The sequence below is a fragment of the Burkholderia guangdongensis genome (genome assembly GCF_013403875.1).
Taxonomy (GTDB): Bacteria; Pseudomonadota; Gammaproteobacteria; order Burkholderiales; family Burkholderiaceae; genus Burkholderia; species Burkholderia guangdongensis.
This window is the reverse complement of record NZ_JACBNX010000016.1, coordinates 136971-155718: the sequence shown is the minus strand read 5'-3', so window position 1 is coordinate 155718 and position 18748 is coordinate 136971. Positions and strand designations below refer to the sequence as shown.

The window sequence follows — 18748 nt, the reverse complement described above, 5'->3', positions numbered from 1 at the left end:
TACGGGGTCCATTCATTCATGTCGGCATGCACGCTCCAAGCGACGCGCTGCCCCACCGATCCGACTATTCAGCCCCGGCGCCCTCGATCGAGCGAAAGTCGTCCGACGGTTTCGCTTGCCCCCGGTTTCTGCTCGCTCGCCATGTGAAGAACAATTGCGCAACCACCAGCACAATGCAGACGGACATGAACGCCGCGCTGATCGGACGCTCGAAAAATACGAGCACGTCGCCTCGGGATAGCAGTAGCGATCGGCGAAAATTCTCTTCTACCATCGGGCCCAGCACGTACCCGAGGAGAATGGTCGCGACCGGAAACTCGAGCGCCAGCAGCACCGCACCTATCAGACCGAATACCAATACCTCGCCTACTTCGAATAGGCTGTTATTGGTGCTGTAGACCCCCACTGCGATAAAGAACAGCGCCGCCGGGTACATGTATCGGTATGGCACCTGGAGCACCTTCACCCAGATACCGATCATTGGCACGTTCAGGATCAGCAACAACACGTTGCCGATCCAGAAGCTCGCGATCAACCCCCAGAACAGGTCGGCGTGCTCGGTGATTAATTGCGGTCCAGGTTGATACCCCTGAATCAGCAACGCACCAAGCAGCAGCGCCATTACCGCGTCGCCGGGGATACCGAGGCTCATCGTCGGAATGAAATCCACTTGCGTCTTCGCATGCGTGGACGCTTCGGGGCTCGCCACTCCCTCGATCGCGCCATGCCCGAACCGCTCCGGCGTTTTCGAGACCTTGCGTTCGAGCGCGTACGCAATAAACGTCGTGATCGTCGGGCCGGTGCCCGGGATCGCGCCGAACAGCGTTCCAACGAGCGTGCCTCGCACCATCGGCATGAACGAGCGCTTCAATTCCGCACGCGACGGTCGCATGTCGCGCAGACGCACCTTCGCGTTCGTGCCGACGAAGTGCACGTGGTTCACGTTACGGAGGAAATCTGCCACACCGAACAGTCCCATTGCGAGTGCAACGAGTTCGAGATGGTTGGACAGATCGACGAAACCGAACGTGAATCGTTCTACCCCGGTGTTGACATCGGTGCCGACGATACCGAACAACAGACCGAGCGTCGTCATCGCGATCCCCTTGAGCGCGGAGCCCCGCGCCATCGTCGATCCGGCGATCAATCCGAGCAACATGATCGAGAAGATCTCGGCGGGCCCGAATTCAAATGCGACTTTCACGAGCAGCGGAGATGCGACGATCATCACGACAATGCCGATCGATGCGGCGAAGAATGACGAGATCATCGTTATTCCGAGCGCAGTTCCTCCCTTTCCCTGCTGCGTCAGCGGATATCCGTCGATGCATGTCACTGCGTGCGGCGGATGAGACGGGAGATTCAGAAGAATCGCACCGATTGCGCCGCCGTATTGCGATCCATAGAAGATACCGGCCAGCATCAGCAACGCCGGCACGGCATGCATCGTATAGGTCAACGGCAACAGCATCGCAATCGTCGACAGCGCACCCATGCCGGGCAACACACCGATCAGGTTGCCGACCAGCACACCGAAGAACGACCACATGAGGTTCTGTGGCAGCAACGCCACCGAGAAGCCATACCAGAGATCGTGAAGCGTTTGCCAGATCATGCGCCCCCCCACTTGAACAGCGGAAGTTGAACCTTCAGTGCCCATCCGAATACGACGACGCCGACGATGACCATCGCGATCGCCAGCGCACTCGCGGAGCGCCACGAATTGTCCCTGTCACCGAGCGCCGAAATGAAGACGGTCGCGAACGTCGCGGCGACGAGTCCCACATATTTGGCGAATACGATGAAAGCGATGAGGCCGGCGCAAATGAGCATCCATGCTTTCCACTCTGGCCGGCGTGCGCTGCGTCGCTGGCCGGAATCCGCCGTCAAACCCTTGATGCCGATCGCAATGCCAGTCAGCGCGAGAATCGCGCCGAGCGCCAGCGGGAAATAACCGGGCCCCATGTGCGTCAATGTGCCGACGCTATAGGAAATAGAATGGACGGCGACCCATATCCCGATACACGTCATCAGCAGGCCGCCCCACACGTCCTTTTTCAAGCCGCGTACGTGCGCCATACCGCCTCCCGGTCAGTCACGCGACGGATTCGACGAACTTCTCCGTATCGAGAGGAATACCGTTCGCACGCGCGCGCGGCATCCGCGACGCATGAGCGCTGAAATGAAGATCTCGATGTCATGTCTCCTCCATCGGACGTATATGGAATGGTTCCGAGGATCGATTGCAGTCACGCAAGTCACGTGCCACTGTGCCAATGGCCGGGCTTATCGATATGAATCACACGATGCCCTCTTCTTTCAGCCGTCGAAGTGTCTCGCCATCGATGTCGAGCCACGCACGCAGCACGTCCTGACTGTCCTCGCCGAGACGAGGCGGCGGCTTGTGAAACGTATGCGCGTTCCCGTCGACATGGATACCCAGCCCGACCTGCGGAATCTGCGCGTCACCGCGGGGAACCGCGTAAAAGAATCCGCGGCGACGCAGTTCGGGATCCGCTGCCACTTCGTCGATCCGATTGATCGGACCGGCCGGGATACGGGCATCGCGGAAGATCTCGAGCCAGTGATCGCGACGATGCTTGCCAATAATTGACTGAATCTTCTCGACAATCTCGTCGCGCAAACGACGCCGATCGCTGTTGCTCGCGTAGCAGGCCGCCTGCCCGAATTCCGGTTCGCCGACCGCGCGCCAGAATCGCTTCCAGATGCCGTCATTCCCCAAACCGATCGTGAGCGGCGCGTCGGCGGCCTCAAAGACCTGGTAGACGGCGATGACGCTATCTCGCCCACCCGAACGGCGCGGCACGTCGCCCGAGCCGAGATACGGAACGATTCGCGGCGTCATGAAGCGCGTCATGCTCTCGATCATCGAGACGTCGATGCAATGTCCCTGCCCGGTACGATTCCGGTCGACGAGCGCCGCGAGCACCGCAAGCGCCGCATCGCTGCCGGCAAGCAGATCGGCAGCCGGCGTGCCGATTTTCTGTGGACCGCTATCCGCCTCGCCGGTCAGATCCATCACGCCGCTATAGCCTTCGGCGATCAGGTCGTAGCACGGCATGTCGCTGCGCTCGCCATCGAGACCGAAGCCCGAGACTGAAGCGTGGATCAGCCGCGGGTTGACCTGGCAGAGACTCGCGTAGTCGATACCGAGCTTGCGCTGAATCGGCGCCGTCCTGTTGACGACCACCACGTCGGCGCTCGCCACCATGCGTTTGAGCAGCTCAAGGCCTTGGGGCTTGCTGTAATCGAGCGTCAGACTGTGCTTGTTGCGGTTCACGCTGAGATACCACAGCGACTCACCGTCAAGAAAGGGGGGGCCCCACGCACGCACGTCGTCACCTTGGCCGGGTGGCTCGATCTTGACGACCGTTGCGCCGAAATCCGCGAGCAGCAAGGTGGCATACGGTCCTGCAACGGACGAAGTGAGGTCCAGCACGCGCACGCCGTCGAGCAGTTTCAAAGGTGTTTTCTCGCAGAGAGTGGGCAATGAGTCGAAAGCGTTCATGTTTTTCGTAAAGAAATGAGTAGCAGCGGTATTCGCACGGCAAGTCTCATGCCATGCGGCCGCCGATCATCTTCTCGAACCCGTCTGCCAATACCCGCCCCGCGCGACTCGCATCGGCACATCCCGACTCGCACGCTGTGTCGTCGACATGGCCAACGTGTCGCCGCAGCACATGGACATGTCGTCGATGCGGACACCCGCCCCTGATGGTCCGGCGCGTCGACGTCGCCGGGCGCGATCTCGCGAATCGCGATCGGCAACGTCACCGACTACCCGACGCCGACCTTCCATTCGCCGGCAAGCGATTCTGCCGCCCACCGAGCCGAACTGGTGGCTGGCATAGCTTTTGCTGAAATTGATTGCTATTCGCAGCCGTACCGAGTTGGCGCGAAAGTGCGTATCGATCATGTCCACCGATCGGCTTGGGGAAACCCTCGATCGCAATCCAGGAGTCAATTGATGAAGCCAGATTCTGAAGGTGCGCGCGTTTACGCGGCCGTGCCGCAGCTCGCCCGAATTCGCGAACAGGTGCTGCTTGGCGACGTGTGGAAGCAACCGGAAATGTCGTTTCGCGATCGCATTCTCGTCACGTGCTCCGTCCTTGCCGCAACGGGAAAACTCGAAGAGCTGAAAATCTGGATGAGTCGCGGCGTCGACAACGGCCTCACGCTTGACGAGCTTCGCGGCCTGGTCGTCCAGGTCACTTTCTATGCGGGCTGGCCAGCCGGACTGTGCGCGGGGAAAGCAGCGCTGCCCTTGCTCGAGCGCGATGACGCGCAATAAACCTGATTCCGGCACAACACCCCGCTCTTCCCCGCCGACACTCGAGCCGGCCCCGGTCTGCACGCTGCGGATGCGGCTCGCTTCGCGGTCCTTTCGATTCAGGAATAATTCATGAGCACCCCACACAAGTCGTCCGTCTTCGGGCAAACGCAGCGGCCGAACGAAGAATGGCTATCGCGCGCTTTACCCGAGAAAGCGATTGCTCCCGACCTTCCTATCGTGGACCCGCACGTGCATTTCTGGCATCACAAGAGCGGATACAAATATTTCGTCGAGGAATTCGCTCGCGACGCATCGGAGTCGGGACACAACATCGAAGCGACCGTTTTCATCGAATGCAACGCGTTCTACCGCGCGGACGGTCCGGAACACCTGAAATGCATCGGCGAAACGGAGTTTGCCGCCGGCATGGGGGCGATGGCGGAGAGCCGAAAATACACGTCGGTCCATGCGGCGGCCGGCATCGTCGGCTTCGCGGATCTGACAATCGGTGAAAGGGTCGCAGAAACGCTGCATGCTCATCTCGACGCCGCCAATGGCCGGCTCAAGGGTATCCGGCAGCGAGCGAAATGGGACCCGGATCCGATCGTGCGCGGCCCCACCGGCGCCGATCGTGCGGGTTTGTATCTGGAGCCTGCGTTCGGTAACGGAATCGATATGCTGACTTCAATGGGACTCGTGTTCGAAGCAAGCATCTTCCATCCTCAGATTCCCGACGTAACCGCGCTGGCGCGCGCGCATCCGGACGCCAGCGTCGTGCTGATTCACTCTGGAAGTCCCGTCGGCCATAGTTCTTACGCGGGCAAGGAAGACGAGACCCACGCGCACTGGCTCGCCAGTATGCGCGAACTCGCTGGATGCCCGAACGTATCGATCAAGATGGGCGGCTTGCTGATGTGTCTCGGCAATTTCGATTTCACGACCGAGTCGACGCCGCCGACATCCGCACACCTTGCCGAATTGTGGCGGCCGTATATCGAGCCGTGCGTCGAACTGTTCGGCGCGCAGCGCTGCATGGCAGCGTCCAACTTCCCGGTCGAAAAGGCCGGTTGTACGTATGGAGCTATCTGGAACACATTCAAGCGGATCACTGCCGGCTGCTCCGATGATGAAAAGGCATCGATCTTCAGCGGTACGGCCAAGCGTGTGTACCAGCTCGATTACGGTACTGCCGTTTGAACGTCCCATACGGAACGAGCGATGGAGGGCCGGGTGCTGTGCCCTCCATCCCGGGTGGGGCAGCACCCGGGTTTCAGGACTATTGAAGCAATTTCAGATTCGCCGCTTTCGCGACCTCCCGCCATTTCGCGAGCTCTTTCACGACAAATTGCCGGAATGACGCGGGCGTACTCTGTACCGGCTCGATGAACAGCGAATCGCGCATCCGGCTCGCCACATCGGGCATTGCCGCGATCTTGTTGAGCGCATCGTTCAAACGCGCGACGACGTCTGCTGGCATCCCGACTGGTCCCAGCAGACTATAAAACGTGCAGGGATCGAGGCCCTCCAGGCCCTTGACGTTCACGCCGTCCACACCCGGCACATTGGGCAGATACGATTGTTGCTGCTGCGTCGTGATCATCAACCCTTTGAGCTTCCCGGATTTGATGAGGGGAACGGCAAACTGCGCTGTCAGCACGTCGAGTTGCACGGTGCCGGCCATGAGTTCGCGCGATGTCTCGGCGTCGGACTTGAACGGAATGTGCGTCATCTTCGTCCCCGTGACATGTTGAAAGTAGAGTGATTCGAGGTGCCCTGCCGTCCCGACGCCGGCCGACGAATAGTTGAGCGAATCAGGATGAGCTTTCGCATAAGCGATCAACTCTGCAACGGAATTGGCCGGCACCGAGTTGCCCACAGTGAGCACGCACGGCTGCGACCCGATGTTGCCGATGAGACTGAAATCTTTCAGCGGATCGTATCCGAGCCCCGCACGAATGACGGGAGCTTCCGTCAGTGCGCTGCCGCCCGCGATCAATAGGGTGTAGCCGTCAGGCTGGGCCGACTGGAGACTTCGGATCGCCGGCAACTGATTGGCGCCGGGGCGATTTTCAATGATGACCGGCGTATTGAGCACCTGCGACAGCTTCTGCGCATACAAGCGCGCGACCGTGTCCGTCGCACCGCCTGGACCAAAGCCGATGTAAATCGTAATCGGCTTCGACGGGAACGTATCGGCATGCGCCGTCATACTCAACATGACAACAACGCCGCACAGCCATTTGCGAGTGAAGGTTTTGATCGACATGGTGTCTCCTGAGATTTTTGAATATGCCGGCCGTCGAGATCGGGCCCGGCGGACCCGAGCCGGGGATCGGCTTAGGTGCCAGCAATGCATACGCAAGCGATATGCCATTCGCGGCGCAGCGGCACGCAGTACCACATACCCACCAACAGACTGCAAGCCAAGTCGAATCGCGGGCATGACGTTGACGGCGACATACGTGGTTTCAGCGTACACAGGTCGACGTCTTGTTTCCGCGGTCCACGAGACGATCTCGGGTATTTGTCGCCGCGAGATGATCTCGATCGTTCGTGTTTAGTGTGCGCAACTGCAACGGACGACATGAATGCAAGCGCACGTGGCATGGAATCTGCGTCTTTAGACGCCAGCCCCCCCTGCGCTTGGCATGCCAGCCACGGACTCATGAAGCCGTGGAGCTTGGGGATAGGTGATATCCATCTGAAACCCGCCATGAAGACAACCGATCGCAAACCGTCGTCCCAACGCCTTGTCGAAGCCAATCCCGACGCCATGTCGCACTACAGGAAGATGCGCGGCGAACTGTGGCCCCCTGCGGGAGTCGACGAAACGACCTGCGAGATCATGCTCGCGATGCAACTGGCCGTTTTGGGCCGTGAGATCCCATTCAAGGTCCACGCGTTGCGCGCGTTGTCGCACGGCGTGACCAAGGATCAATTGGAAGGTCTGTTGCTGAGCGGACTGGGGGTGTCACTGGTCGCGTTCGAAACGGCACAGGCACTGATCTGGTTGGACGAGGCCTGCGCCGAAGCCGGCGCCTCCGCTACCGTTCAGACCTGATGAAGTCGTGAACGCTCGTCCATGCGAGCTCACCATATATCGTCGGGATCGGCCGGCCGTAAAACGGCCGTCCGCAGCTTCTGCGAGTCAACCCGCCATGAAGCCGCCGTCCACACCGAACAGGCTCCCGGTGACGTATCGTGCACGGTCGGACAGCAGCCAGACGGCCATCTCGGCCACCTCGTCGGGTTGCCCCAGCCGGTGCATCGGAACGGACGCGAGCAATGCGTCACCGCGCGTCGCCAGCGAAGATTTGACGAATACGGTATCGATGAACCCGGGGCATATCGCGTTCACACGAACATTGCACTCCGCGTATTCGACGGCGGCCGTCTTCGTCAGTCCGTTGATCGCATGCTTGCTCGCGCTGTACGCGCCGGAGCCGGACCGCCCTACCAGACCCGAAATCGACGAAGTATTCACGATGGCTCCGCCTCCATGCCGGCTCATGTAATCGAGCTCGGCCCGCATGCACAACCATGTTCCCGTCACGTTGACCCGCATGATCGTCGCAAAGGCGTCCTCGCTGATCTCGCCGAGTTTCTTGGATGCTGCGCCACATTGCCACTGCGCAATCGCGGCATTGTTGAAAGCGCCATCGAGTCGGCCGAAATGCGTGATCACCGCCAGAACCATCCGGTCCACCTCGGTCGAAAGGCTGATATCGGCTTGCAACGGCAGGGCCGTACCGCGACCGGCCTGCATGACGAGCGACGCGGTTTCTTGAACGTCCTCGAAATTCACGTCGGCCACCGCGACATGCGCACCCTCGCTCGCAGCGGCGAGCGCAGTCGCCCGCCCAATCCCTCCCGCTGCCCCCGTGATCAATATCACCTTATCGCTCAACATACTCGATCTGTTCTCCAAACGAATGGATGAGAATTGCCATCGCCGCGCGTCGCCCAATCACGTTCGCGCGAACAGGCTCGTTATCTGCCGAACGTTCTCGACGTCTTCCAGATTCATGATCAGATCGAGCGACGATTCGGCGATTTCGTCACCGAACGTCCTTCCGACCAGATCACGATATTTTTTCTCGATATCGGCACGGGTCATCGGATTGAAAGGCGATCCGAGAGCGTATGCCGTCGCGGACAGCACTGCGCCGTTGCGCATGTGCAGTGTGACCTTGCCCTTCGGAATCGCGGCCGCACACTCCGGATCTGTTTCCAGCGTCACGCGGCCCGCAATCGACGCTACGGCCGGGTCCTGAAAATTTTCCGCTTCCGCGTCGAGGTAGCTTCCCACGTCATTACGTCCTCTGACGATACGCATCGCAATGCCATATTCCGCACTGAACTGAGCGCCCACGATATCCGTCGGACAAGGTCCCGTCGCGCCGGTATGGATCAGCGTCAGCGGCTCACAGCCGAGAATTACGCGCTCGATATCACCGGCCGCGATGTCGTGTTCCGTCCGCAACTTGTCGAAAGCCGCGAAATGATGGTGAATGAGCGCGCATGATGCGTATGGCTTGATCGCACCGCGCTCCGGGAAGTGCCAGCGTGTTCCCAGATCGTTGTGAATGAAGCTCGCGTCGTACGCATTGCAGAACGCCTGAAGAAAACCCCGCTTGCCTTCGAAGATCGTCGCGGGTCCACTGAGACCGAGCCGCGCGAGCCGCGCGGAACGAATGCCCCCGGCCGCGCCGATGCCCGCGTGAACGCGTTTCACCTCTCCGCCGCTTTGCGCATATTCCGTCGTTCCGGAAGCGTGGCTGCCGGCAATGCCGAGCGCATTGATGGTGGTCGCGAGATCCAATTGTTCGAGCATGGCCGCTTCCAGCGCAACCGCGAAAACTCCATGCGCACCGGTCTGGTGGAAGCCGCGCTCGGCGAGCATCGACGGCATGGTGGCCAGCGCCAAGCGAATGACGGTCTCGAAGCCGACGGTGGCCGCGCACAGCAGGGCGGCTCCGGTGACATTCAACTCCTCGGCAATCGCGAACGCTCCGGGCACGACGACACAACCCGGATGCGCATAGGCGCCGTTGCCGCCGTAGTCGTCGATTTCGAAACTACTTCCTGCCGTTCCATTCGCAAACGCCGCGCCTTCAGCGTCGGCTTGCAGCCGCGTGCCCAATATCGACGCCCCCCCGCTCCGGCCGAACTGTGAAACGTACTGCTGCGAGATCCTGGGCGCAGGAAGCGAACAGCAACTGACCTGTGCACCGATTTGATCGAGGATATGGAGCTTGACGCGCTCCAGGACTGTCGCGTCCACATCCCGCAGATCCATGGTCAGTGCCCACTCCGCAAGCTGCCGCGCCACCGGAGGAGGACATGGCGATTCCGTAGACATACGTGGCATTCCTTTTCGATTTCGCGTTATGCACGGCTCGTGCCTGCACGCCAGCCCTCTTGACCATCGGGTTCGAGCTTCACCCCGTCTGGTCCGTATTTCCGGCTCGACGGGCCGACAAAAGGCGTGAACGATATCTGCGGCTATTGCGCGTTGGTTTCGGTGATAGGTAGATTGATCAGCCGCTCCAGTTCGGCGCGAGACAAACCGTCGACCGTATCGATCAGACGGAGACCATGCGGGGAACACTCCAGCGTCGCCAGGTCGGTGTAGATGCGCTTGATGCACCGGACGCCAGTCAGCGGATACGTGCAACGCTTCACGACCTTGCTCCGACCGTCCTTGTTCAGGAGATCCATCATCACCCATGCTGCCTTGGCACCGATGGCCAGATCCATCGCCCCGCCGACCGCCGGGATCGCCCGAGCATCTCCGGTACTCCAATTGGCCAGATCGCCCTGCGCCGAGACCTGGAACGCACCGAGCACGGCAATGTCCAGATGACCGCCTCGCATCATCGCAAACGAATCCGCCTGGTGAAAAAACGCGCCGCCCGGCAACAACGTGATCGGCTGCTTGCCGGCATTGACGAGATCGTAGTCTTCCAATCCGTCTGCAGGAGCCGGTCCCATGCCGAGAATCCCGTTCTCGCTCTGCAGAACGATCTCGCGGCCTACCGGAATGTGATTTGCCACCAACGTTGGCATTCCGATACCCAGGTTCACGTACGCGCCCGCCGGAATATCCGCCGCGAGGCGAGCCGCGAGCTGCGATTTGGTGCGGGGTTGATAGGCCGTCTTCATACTGGTTTCCCGAGGCCGACCGACGGAGTGGCCATCCGAGGCAGCGGCACGATCCGTTTCACGTGAATGCCGGGAGTCACGATCGCCTCGGGGTCCAGTTCTCCCAGCGCCTTGACTTCATAAACGCTGGCCACGGTGAACTTTGCCGCCGCGGCCATCACTGGCCCGAAATTCCGGGCGGCCTTGCGGTATACGAGGTTGCCCCATCGATCCCCCGCTTCCGCCTTGACCAGCGCCAGATCGGCAAAGATCGGATATTCGAGCACGTAGTGCCGCCCGCCGATCTCGCGCGTTTCTTTGCCTTTCGCGAGTTCGGTGCCGTATCCGGTCGGGCAGAACACCGCTCCGAGCCCCGCGCCCGCGGCGCGGATTCGCTCGGCCAGATTCCCCTGTGGTACCAGCTCGAGCTCGATCTTCCCGCTGCGGTACAGTTCGTCGAACACATGGCTGTCGACCTGGCGCGGAAAGCTGCACATCACTTTGCGCACGCGGCCGGCCTTGAGTAGCGCCGCCACACCGTATTCGCCGTTGCCGGCGTTGTTGCATACGATCGTCAGGTCCTTCGCCCCCTGATCGAGCAGTCCGACGATCAGCTCGTGGGGGATTCCAGCGGTTCCAAAGCCGCTGACCAGCACGGTCGACCCGTCCTGTACGTCGGCCAGCGCGTCGCTCGGCGTCGGGGCGATCTTGTCGATCATGATGATTGTGTGCCGCCGCCCCGCTCGACATGTGGCGCCGCCGCCGTCGATGCGAAGCCGGGGTAAAGCTTCACGTATCCGAGCGCCTTGCGCCGCTGCGCCTTCCTGGCGGCAGCTTCGCGCGACATCGGCCTGAAACCGTATGCGGCAATCAACCTGTGCATGAATGCACCGCGCGCCGTCACGGCGACGGCATCGTGCAGCGCCTGCTCGCTCCAGCCAGCTTGCAGCACGGCATCGAAGTCGTCCTGGTTCATCTCGTTCGGCGTCAGCATGAGCTTGCGCACGAAATGCAGCAGCACCTTGAACCGCGCGTCGACCGGTGCTCCGTCCGGATCCTCCAGCAACTGTTCGACTGCCCCCTGCGGAATGCCCCACGCGTAAGCCACTTCGGAATGGGCGACATGGACGAGCGCACATCCGGCGACAGCGCAGGCATAGGCGAGAATCAGCTCCCGCTCCCCCTGGCTCAGCGGTGATGGCCCGTTCATCAGGGCTTCGCTCATCGTGGACCACGGACCGTAGATGTCGGGATACTGCATGTAAATGCTGGGCGGCCCAGCGTCGGCGGAAAGCGATGCAAGAAAAGGCATGAACACTCCTTCGAAGATGCGCAGAGACGCCGGGACGTACGGGCCGCCGCGATGGCGAATTCCGTCTGCTCAGTGCTCGTGACGATGCGCTCATTGTTGAGAAACGATCGATACCTGTCCAATTCTTATTGCGAAATCATTGATAGTTTTTCTAGAATCATTGATGCGCACGAGTCGCGCCCTCGAGATCCCCAAACACGATGAAACTTCAGTTCCTGAGATACTTCTGTGTACTCGCGGAAGAGTTGCACTTTCGGCGTGCCGCGAACCGGCTGGCGATCTCGCAGCCCCCGCTGAGCACGGCCATCCGCTTGCTGGAGGAAGAACTGGGCGTGCAACTACTGCGGCGCAACAGCAAGATGGTCGAACTCACGCCGGCGGGCTCGGCGTTCCTGATCGAGGCCAAGGAAATTCTCGAGCGGGTTTCCCGCGTCGGCAGCGTGGTGCGCGCCATTGATGGCGGCGCGCATGGGCGCCTGGACATCGGCGTCGCAGGATCCATGCTCTACCGCGAGCTTCCGGCCATCCTCGCGCGCTTCAAGTGCGAAACGCCCGCCGTGGAGGTCGTGCTCTACGAGTTGTACACGACGGAGCAAATCGAGAAGCTCATGCGCAGGCAACTTCATGCAGCGTTTATTCAAGCCTCCGTCGTTCCCGCTCCACTGACATCGATCCCATTGCGCAATGACGTATTCGTCGCCTGCCTTCCGGACGATCATCACCTGGCGACGAGAGCCAGCGTCGATCTACGGGAAATGGCGGATGAGTCTTTCGTGATGTTTTCGCGAGAGAGCGCCCCGGCCAGCCACGATCATGTAATCGGCATTTTTAGCCAGGCCGGCATCCACCCTCGCATCGTGCACCGCGCGCGCATCTGGATGACCGTAGTCGCCATGGTCGCGAACGGCTGCGGCATCGCGCTGGTTCCCCAATCACTGTCGCGCGCGAATATCAGCGGTGTCCGTTTCATACCGTTGTCCGGGCGCCCCACCATCGCACCGGCCTTGCTCGTATGGAACCCGGGCCTCGTCCCTCCCGCGCTCGAGACGTTCCTCGCCAGCGCCGCGACGACCATCCGGCAGCAGGCCCGAGTCGCCACAAAAAGCCAGCGCGGCTGAGCGGATTACTCGTGCGTCCCAGACGACGGACGGTCCGCTTCGCCACGATCGCGTCGCCTTTCGATCGGTGCCACCGGTGCCACACGCGGAATGGGAACGAAGCCTCGCAGACTGCCCAGTTCGCTCGATCGGCTTCAGCGTCCGGACGCGACGGCAAGTTGCCGTTCAAGCGCTTCACGCGCACGTCGGGCTGCGTCCTCGTCCACGCGCTCCTCCAACAACACGCAAAGTTCGCGCAACTGCTCCTCGGTCAGGCCGGCGTTCATACTGATGCGCATATGCGCTTGCAGTTGGGCCTCGACCCCCGGCAATGCGGCCAGCATGCTCACTGTCGCGAGTTCGCGGCTCTTCCAGTCGAGATTGTCACGCTCGAAGATGTCTCCAAACAGATGCGTCTTCAGGTATTCGTCGATCGCAGGCGCGAAATCCAGCACCGGCCCTTTCACCGGCCCGCCGGACAGCGTGGTTTGATTGGCGGTACCTGCAGCAAGCAGCGCCGCACCGGTCGGGATTGGGCGAGCGGGCGCGGGGCCGGCCGCATCCTGTATCCCACGGTGCTTGCGTCCCTCCTGCACCTTCATCAATTCTGCGAGCGCATTGAGACTGCGTGGAAAGCCGGCGTATGCGTAGAGCTGTACCAGAATTTCCCGGCTATCGCTGATCGTCAGTCCTGCGTCCAGACCGTGATTCAGCGCGGCGCAAAGCTTGACCATATTGCCCTCTGCGCCAAAAGCGCCAATCGGCACGATGGCCTGCTGCTGTGTCGAAAGTGCTTGCGATCCGCTCGGTATATTCGTCATCTTGAAGGTTTCCTGTGGGGTATGGCCGGCCCTGCACGATAGCTTTGCCGGCCCGAATGCGAACGAGGTCAGCGCAATCGCGCCGGCAACATCGGTTGCATGCCTCTTCGCACATTGCATGCGACGAAGGGTTCGTCGATTTTCGATAGAATGCGCGGGCCTACCGCGGCACGCCTGGAAAGCCGGCTCGCCGGACCGCTTCCGGACGATCGGGACCTACCACGCATAGGCTTGCGGCGCCTCCCCACCGGGCCCAGGCCAGATTTCGTCGAGGCAGCGCAACGTGTCATCCGAAAGCGAAATATCGAGCGCGCGAAGCGCGAGTGTCAGCTGTTGCGGCGTCCGGGGGCCGATAATCGGAGCCGTCACGACCGGATTGTGGAGCAGCCAGGCCAACGCAACATCGGCCGGGCGCTCCCCCAGATCGTCGCAGAGCGCTTCGTAGGCCTGAAGTTGCTCTCGGTACTGCGTGATCTTTTGCGTTATTCGCGGCGTGGCGCGGCGTCCGTCACGGACGTTTTGCAATACGCCCCCGAGCAAGCCGCCCCCCAATGGGCTCCACGGGAGAAGGCCCAGACCGTAATGCCGGCACGCAGGGATCACTTCGAGTTCAACGGTACGCGCGGACAAGTTGTAGAGACTCTGCTCTGCAACCAGCCCCATGAAATGACGCAAACTGGCGGCCGCCTGCGCGGTGGCGATGTCCCAACCGGCGAAGTTGCTACTGCCGACGTAAAGAACCTTCCCCTGTTGAACCAGGAGTTCCATCGCCTGCCAGATTTCTTCCCAGCGCGTGTTTCGGTCAATGTGATGCATCTGGTACAGATCGATGTGATCGGTCTTCAGACGCCGCAAACTGTCCTCGCACGCCTTTCTGATGTGGTATGCGGACAGGCGCCGATCGTTCGGTCCCAATCCCATCGGTTGATAGACCTTGGTAGCCAGCACGATCCGCTCGCGCCGTCCCCCCTGTTCGATCCAACGCCCGATGATTTCTTCGGAGATTCCGAAACCCTTCTCCATCGTCGGAGACTGTGGCCCTCCGTAGACATCGGCCGTATCGATGAAATTGATCCCAGCGTCCAGAGCATCGTCCATGATTCTGAAGCTGTCCGTGTCGTTCGTCCGCTCGCCGAAGTTCATCGTACCCAGGCATAGGCGGCTGACCTTCAGTCCTGAGCGTCCAAGATTCACGTAACGCATTCACATTCCTATTTGCTCATCTCGCCAGGTCGATGCATACCTGGCGGCACAATAATTCGCCCCCATACAACCGTCGGAGCCAACGCCAGCTCTGGTGGCAAGCCGGCTGTCGTCGACGTGATGTGCTAGCAGGAAGCCGCGATGCGACAACTCTAACGAAGAAACCCGCTTTGATTGCTCGCAACTGTTGCATGGCCTTGTGAGCACGCCTCAACAATGAGCGAACGTTCGAGACCTGTCTGCTCGGGTCCCCGCCGTACGCGTGCCGCGACAGGTCCGCCCGGTTTATGAATGCGATTCATAGCCCCATTAAACCGGATGCGGCTAACCATAATCAGGCTAATCCGCTAAAGTCAGTCGGTTCAGTCGCCGAGGCCGCCGGAGCCCTTACCGACGGCGTGCCATCAAGATACCGCTCCCGCGTAGGAGAACCGCGATCATGAGTACCTGGGGAAAAAGCGAACTCGAATGCATTGCCGCAACGGATGACTTGCACATTGCGCCGTTTCGGGAAGACGGCAAAACCTGTGGCACGCCCACCTGGATCTGGTCGGTGGTCGTCAATGGCGAGCTCTTCGTTCGCGGTTACAACGGCCGGAACTCTCGCTGGTACCGAGCGGCCATCGCGCAGAAGGGCGGACGCATCACGGCCGCAGGCATGACGAAAGACGTATCGTTTCAACCGGTCATAGGCGCAATCAACGACCAGATCGACGACGCTTACCGCCGCAAATACGGCGACAGCCGATATCTCGCACCGATGATAGGAGCGCGCGCCCGCTCCGCGACCATCAGGATCATGCCGAAAGACTGACGGAGGTACCCATATGCAGAAGCGCAAGCTCGGCCAGAGCTTCGAAGTGTCGGCACTCTCACTCGGCTGCATGGGATATGACAAATCCCGCGATATCCCCGACCGGCCGCAAATGATTCGGCTGCTTCGCGAGGCGGTCGATCTCGGCATGGATTTCTTCGATACTGCCGAAGTCTATGGCCCGTGGACGAACGAGGAAATGGTCGCGGAAGCGTTCGCCGGCATGCGAGCCCGGGTCAAGATTGCCACCAAATTCGGCTGGGACATCGACCAGAAGACTGGAGAACACCGCGGTGGCGTCAATAGCAAGCCTGCCCAGATCCGTCAGGCCGTCGAAGGGAGTTTGAGGCGGCTCGGGACCGACTACATCGATCTCCTTTACCAGCACCGGATCGATCCGCTCGTGCCGATCGAAGAAGTGGCCGGGGTCGTGAAAGATTTGATCGCCGAGGGCAAGGTCCTCCATTTCGGCCTGTCGGAAGCCGGGGCGAATACCATTCGGCGAGCCCATGCAGTTCAACCTGTCACCGCGTTACAAAGCGAATACTCGCTTTGGACTCGCGAACCGGAGGCTGAAATTTTGCCGACGCTGGAAGAGCTCGGCATTGGCCTCGTTCCATTCAGTCCGCTTGGCAAGGGTTTTCTGACCGGCACGATCGACGCGACCACCCATTTCGGCCGAAACGATTTTCGCAGCCACATTCCACGATTCGCGCCGCAGGCGCGCGAGCTCAATCAGTCATTGATCGAGCTGATTCGCACAGTGGCGCAGCGCCATCACGCAACGCCGGCGCAAATCGCACTGGCGTGGCTGCTGGCGCAGAAACCGTGGATCGTTCCATTGTTCGGTACGCGCCGGCACGATCGATTCACGGAGAATATCGGCGCGCTGTCCGTCAAGCTGTCGGATGGCGATCGCGAGGACATTGAAGCCGGTGCAGCCAAAATCAAGATCGAAGGCGCGCGATACCCGGAAGCCATGCTGAAACGCTCGGGACTCTGACGACACCGCGATTCGAGAAAACAACGATGTCCATGACGATTTCCCAGCAACCCGCTTCGCCGACCGATCGGTCCCTGCTGTCCTTGATGGGTTGCATCTTCACTGTGTTCCTGGTCACGGGCGCAGCGCTGCCCGCTCTGCCGCTATACATCCACGACCGTCTGGGCTTCGGAGCGTTCACGGTCGGATTGGTCTCCGGCGCTCAATTCGCGGCATCCCTGGCCTCCCGTCTATGGTCCGGCAAGATTGCAGACCAGCGAGGCCCCAAATATGCCGTCATAGCGGGGCTCGTCATGGCCGCCACCGCCGGGCTGCTCTACCTTGCGTCCGTGACGGTCGCCAGCCACCCGATACTGTCCATAGCGATATTGTTGATGGGCCGAGCACTGCTTGGCGGCGCCGAAAGTTTCATCATGACCGGCTCGCAAAGCTGGTGTCTGGCGCTCTCCGGACCTGGCAATGTCGGCAGAATGATCGCGTGGATCGGCACGTCGATGTTCGTGGCACTGGCGCTGGGTGCGCCACTCGGAAGTTTCCTGTTCAAGGACTATGGCTTCGCGTCGATCGGGGTCGCGACGTTCATCGGCGCAACGATAACACTCCTTCTGATCATCCCCGTCTCCGCCGTCCGAGGTATGTCTCAACGTGAAAAAGCCATCACGAGGGTCTTGAAAGCCGTTTGGTTACCTGGGATCGCCATGGCCTTTTCGAGCCTGGGCTATGGCATGGTGACGGCGTTTGCCGTTCTTCTTTTCGTTCAGCGCGGCTGGCAGCCAGCGTGGTTGTCCTTCACCGCGTTTGCCGCAGCTTTGATGATCGCACGCGTGTTCTTCGGCCCATTGCCCGATCGTCTGGGCGGCGCGCGAACCGCGATGATCTTCGTTGTCATCCATAGCGGCGGCATGGTCCTTATATGGCTCTCGCCCTTTGCATGGTTGGCGTTCGTCGGGGCCGCACTGGCCGGTTTCGGCTATGCGCTCGTCTACCCGGGGTTTGGCATGGAAGCTGTGGCACGGGCGCCAGTGGAAGCACGGGGGCTCGCGATGGGCGTCTACACGGCTTTCATCGATCTGGCGCTCGGCATCTTCGCACCGCTGCTTGGCCTCGTCGCCAATGTGATCGGACTCGGCCCCGTCTTCCTCATCGCCGCGATTCTCGCACTTTGCTCGGTGCCCATTGCCCTGTGGCTGCGCCGCTCTCCGCAGCATCAACAAGAAAGGAACTCATCATGAGCGCCGGTATTTCGAACAAGATCGTCGTCGTCACCGGCGCCAGTAGCGGACTGGGCGCCGCGACCGCGCGCCGCCTGTCTTCTGAGGGTGCGACAGTCGTACTCGGCGCACGCCGCTTTGACCGCATCGAAGCGCTGGCCAACGAGCTCATCGGCAAAGGCGGATCGGCCATTGCCGTCGAAACCGATGTCTGTAACCGACAGCAAGTCCAGCAGCTCGTCGATACGGCGGTAGAACGCTACGGCCGTATCGACGTCATGCTGAACAATGCAGGCGTGATGCCTCTGTCGCCGCTCGAACGCCTGAAGGTCGACGAATGGGATCAGATGATCGACGTCAACATCAGGGGAGTACTCTACGGTATCGCAGCCGCTCTTCCCTATATGAAGGCGCAAAAAAGCGGTCACATCATCAACGTCTCGTCGGTGGCCGGGCATCGACTCATCCCCGCCGGCGCGGTCTATAGTGCCACCAAGTTTGCTGTACGTGCATTGTCGGAAGGACTTCGTCAGGAGGTCAAGCCGTACAACATCCGAACCACCATCATCTCGCCGGGAGCGGTATCGAGCGAACTGATCGACGGCATCAGTGAAGTAGACATCGAGGCCAACGTGCGCACCCGATCATCGTCGTATGCGATTCCGGCCGACTCGTTTGCGAGAATGGTTTCGTTCGCGATCAGTCAACCGGAAGAAGTGGATGTGAATGAGATATTGTTCCGCCCGACTCAACAAGAAGGTTGAGAATTTTCCGGTAGCCGGCGATTATCATCAGCTGATATTCCTTTCCTGACACATTCAATCAATGCGGCGACAAATCCGCCAGGAA

At 60.7% G+C, this 18748-nt stretch carries 19 protein-coding genes; 8 read left to right on the top strand and 11 right to left on the bottom strand.

Annotation, left to right across the window (positions count from 1 at the left end; genetic code table 11):
• Nucleotides 1–64 precede the first annotated feature (64 nt).
• The 3 genes from HZI36_RS16490 to HZI36_RS16480 form a co-directional block, all read right to left on the bottom strand.
• Nucleotides 65–1615, bottom strand: coding sequence for a tripartite tricarboxylate transporter permease (locus tag HZI36_RS16490; RefSeq protein WP_179403717.1), 1551 nt, complete (start codon nt 1613–1615; stop codon nt 65–67).
• Nucleotides 1612–2079 (bottom strand): tripartite tricarboxylate transporter TctB family protein, encoded by a 468-nt coding sequence (locus tag HZI36_RS16485; protein WP_179403716.1) that lies wholly within the window; start codon nt 2077–2079, stop codon nt 1612–1614. Before HZI36_RS16485 ends, HZI36_RS16490 begins: the two co-directional genes overlap by 4 nt.
• Nucleotides 2080–2299: 220 nt before the next feature.
• Nucleotides 2300–3529: a CaiB/BaiF CoA transferase family protein gene (locus HZI36_RS16480; RefSeq protein ID WP_179403715.1), complete on the bottom strand. Its 1230-nt coding sequence runs from the start codon at nt 3527–3529 to the stop codon at nt 2300–2302.
• A 459-nt stretch (nt 3530–3988) separates the two neighbouring features.
• Here HZI36_RS16480 and HZI36_RS16475 point away from each other — a divergent pair, with 459 nt between their 5' ends.
• The gene (locus HZI36_RS16475; RefSeq protein ID WP_179403714.1) at nt 3989–4312 is read left to right on the top strand and encodes a carboxymuconolactone decarboxylase family protein; all 324 of its coding nucleotides are present in this window, start codon (nt 3989–3991) and stop codon (nt 4310–4312) included.
• Nucleotides 4313–4423: 111 nt separating this feature from the next.
• Nucleotides 4424–5491 (top strand): amidohydrolase family protein, encoded by a 1068-nt coding sequence (locus tag HZI36_RS16470; RefSeq protein WP_179403713.1) that lies wholly within the window; start codon nt 4424–4426, stop codon nt 5489–5491.
• A gap of 79 nt (nt 5492–5570) precedes the next feature.
• On the opposite strand, the gene HZI36_RS16465 is transcribed toward HZI36_RS16470, so the two are convergent.
• A complete protein-coding gene (locus HZI36_RS16465) occupies nt 5571–6560 on the bottom strand; it encodes a Bug family tripartite tricarboxylate transporter substrate binding protein (protein ID WP_179403712.1) in 990 nt (329 codons plus the stop codon).
• 447 nt (nt 6561–7007) lie between these two features.
• Between HZI36_RS16465 and HZI36_RS16460 the strand changes: the two genes are divergently transcribed.
• Nucleotides 7008–7355 carry a carboxymuconolactone decarboxylase family protein gene (locus HZI36_RS16460; protein WP_179403711.1) on the top strand — a complete coding sequence of 116 codons (348 nt, stop codon included), beginning with the start codon at nt 7008–7010 and terminating at the stop codon, nt 7353–7355.
• 87 nt (nt 7356–7442) lie between these two features.
• Here HZI36_RS16460 and HZI36_RS16455 read toward each other — a convergent pair whose 3' ends face one another.
• From HZI36_RS16455 to HZI36_RS16435, 5 genes are all read right to left on the bottom strand, one after another.
• Nucleotides 7443–8204 (bottom strand): SDR family NAD(P)-dependent oxidoreductase, encoded by a 762-nt coding sequence (locus HZI36_RS16455; protein ID WP_179403710.1) that lies wholly within the window; start codon nt 8202–8204, stop codon nt 7443–7445.
• Between the two features lie 57 nt (nt 8205–8261).
• Entirely contained in the window at nt 8262–9656 is a 1395-nt protein-coding gene (locus HZI36_RS16450) for an MmgE/PrpD family protein (RefSeq protein WP_179403709.1), read from the bottom strand.
• A gap of 143 nt (nt 9657–9799) precedes the next feature.
• Nucleotides 9800–10459, bottom strand: a complete 660-nt coding sequence (locus tag HZI36_RS16445) for a 3-oxoacid CoA-transferase subunit B (protein WP_179403708.1) — start codon at nt 10457–10459, stop codon at nt 9800–9802.
• Nucleotides 10456–11157, bottom strand: a complete 702-nt coding sequence (locus tag HZI36_RS16440; RefSeq protein WP_179403707.1) for a 3-oxoacid CoA-transferase subunit A — start codon at nt 11155–11157, stop codon at nt 10456–10458. The genes HZI36_RS16445 and HZI36_RS16440 overlap by 4 nt, the downstream gene beginning before the upstream one ends.
• Nucleotides 11154–11750, bottom strand: a complete 597-nt coding sequence (locus HZI36_RS16435) for a carboxymuconolactone decarboxylase family protein (RefSeq protein ID WP_179403706.1) — start codon at nt 11748–11750, stop codon at nt 11154–11156. Before HZI36_RS16435 ends, HZI36_RS16440 begins: the two co-directional genes overlap by 4 nt.
• Nucleotides 11751–11950: 200 nt before the next feature.
• Between HZI36_RS16435 and HZI36_RS16430 the strand changes: the two genes are divergently transcribed.
• Nucleotides 11951–12868, top strand: coding sequence for a LysR family transcriptional regulator (locus tag HZI36_RS16430; protein ID WP_179403705.1), 918 nt, complete (start codon nt 11951–11953; stop codon nt 12866–12868).
• 134 nt (nt 12869–13002) lie between these two features.
• Here the strand turns inward: HZI36_RS16430 and HZI36_RS16425 are convergent, their stop codons facing one another.
• The gene (locus tag HZI36_RS16425) at nt 13003–13668 is read right to left on the bottom strand and encodes a carboxymuconolactone decarboxylase family protein (RefSeq protein WP_179403704.1); all 666 of its coding nucleotides are present in this window, start codon (nt 13666–13668) and stop codon (nt 13003–13005) included.
• A gap of 216 nt (nt 13669–13884) precedes the next feature.
• Nucleotides 13885–14871, bottom strand: a complete 987-nt coding sequence (locus HZI36_RS16420) for an aldo/keto reductase (protein ID WP_179403703.1) — start codon at nt 14869–14871, stop codon at nt 13885–13887.
• Nucleotides 14872–15310: 439 nt separating this feature from the next.
• On the opposite strand from HZI36_RS16420, the gene HZI36_RS16415 reads away from it, so the two are divergent.
• The 4 genes from HZI36_RS16415 to HZI36_RS16400 are packed head-to-tail and all read left to right on the top strand — an operon-like array spanning nt 15311 to nt 18663.
• Complete coding sequence (locus tag HZI36_RS16415; protein ID WP_179403702.1) at nt 15311–15685, top strand: DUF2255 family protein; 375 nt, start codon at nt 15311–15313, stop codon at nt 15683–15685.
• Nucleotides 15686–15698: 13 nt separating this feature from the next.
• On the top strand, nt 15699–16688 hold the full coding sequence (locus HZI36_RS16410) for an aldo/keto reductase (protein ID WP_179403701.1): 990 nt from the start codon (nt 15699–15701) through the stop codon (nt 16686–16688).
• Nucleotides 16689–16714: 26 nt separating this feature from the next.
• Entirely contained in the window at nt 16715–17920 is a 1206-nt protein-coding gene (locus HZI36_RS16405; protein ID WP_343050221.1) for an arabinose transporter, read from the top strand.
• A complete protein-coding gene (locus HZI36_RS16400; protein ID WP_179403700.1) occupies nt 17917–18663 on the top strand; it encodes an SDR family oxidoreductase in 747 nt (248 codons plus the stop codon). The genes HZI36_RS16405 and HZI36_RS16400 overlap by 4 nt, the downstream gene beginning before the upstream one ends.
• Nucleotides 18664–18748 lie beyond the last annotated feature (85 nt).